Consider the following 1,211-nt stretch of genomic DNA (forward strand, 5'->3'; position numbering starts at 1 on the left):
ATAAAGAAGAGTTGGAGTCACTTCTGACTCTTAAATTCCGGTTGTCTAATTCGCAAACCATTTCTTTTTGACTATAAAAAGGCCTTAAAAGCATACTCACCTGAATTTAATACATCAGTAGTTATAGAAGAACGATATTGATTAATAAAGGAAACTATACTATCATAGTCTTTATTTGCTTTTGTAGCCATACTTAATGTCTCTGAAGATGGAAATAACTGCAAAGCAAAAGATAACGATTCGCGCAAACAATATTTATGTCCAAATTCAGCTTCCACGATTTTATCAAAATTCAATAATAAGGATTCGCATTCTGCAAAAATATTAGAATCTAATTCAGGTAAAAATTTGTGTTCAATTTTGTTTCTTAACGGTATAAAAAACTCTAAATTCTTGCGAATAGGATTGTTGCTGTCAACAAAATATTTTGCGACACACGTTTTTAGTTCCCAATACTGAATCTCTCCATTTACCTTTTTGTATCGGCCATTTTTTTCTTTATATATTGGCTTAATCTTTTTTCTTAAAAAGATTCCATGTAATAAAGAAGTCCATGCTATACACATTAAAACAATGTATCCGCCCGATTTAAATTTAACAGCAGGTTTATTATAATGCGGAATCTAATGCTTTATCAAGACAAGACTTTACTTGTAATGGTAATCCTTTCATATTTTCCCAATTTAATTATTCTATAAAATACTCTACAATTCACCAAGACATTATCGAAATGCAATATATCAAATTGATCTAATATTCAATTACTTGATTTATAATTTAAGCAATTATTCAATTAGTCTATTTACAATATTGATTTTATTTATATTTATTAAATCATATTCGTAAATAGAGGCAATAATTATTTGATTTTCAGAGAAATCTCGTTTCAAAATTTTTATCATTGCTTCGATATTTTGATGATCAATTTCTTTTCCACTAGGAGAATCAAGAATTATTGGCATTTTTATATTTAAATGTTTTTCAACTTCCAATAAACATGCTAATCTAAAAGCAAAAACTGTTTTATGCAAAATTGCTCCAGATAATTCTTTCAAATTTGATGTAAACAAATATTTTTCTGAGATAGATTCTCCATCTAATCCTAACTCTGTAAGATACTTCCTTGTATTATTAATTCAAGTTTCGCAAGTTAATAGATAACCTTCTTCTTGGGATATAAAAGAGGCACAGGGATTTCCGCATATCGCAGA

General features: G+C 28.2%; 2 protein-coding genes. Both read right to left on the reverse strand.

Annotation, left to right across the window (positions count from 1 at the left end; all coding sequences use genetic code 11):
* Positions 1-71 precede the first annotated feature (71 nt).
* Positions 72-566, reverse strand: a complete 495-nt coding sequence (locus H9625_RS17340; RefSeq protein ID WP_225226495.1) for a DUF3644 domain-containing protein — start codon at positions 564-566, stop codon at positions 72-74.
* Positions 567-785: 219 nt separating this feature from the next.
* Entirely contained in the window at positions 786-1,055 is a 270-nt protein-coding gene (locus H9625_RS17345; RefSeq protein WP_191765568.1) for a hypothetical protein, read from the reverse strand.
* Between the last annotated feature and the right edge of the window lie 156 nt (positions 1,056-1,211).

This window comes from Phocaeicola intestinalis, assembly GCF_014837065.1.
Classification (GTDB): domain Bacteria; phylum Bacteroidota; class Bacteroidia; order Bacteroidales; family Bacteroidaceae; genus Phocaeicola; species Phocaeicola intestinalis.

Bases quoted from the DNA above. Each gene is read 5' to 3' on its own strand.
- H9625_RS17340 (WP_225226495.1), bottom strand. From the start codon at position 566: ATGTGTATAGCATGGACTTCTTTATTACATGGAATCTTTTTAAGAAAA.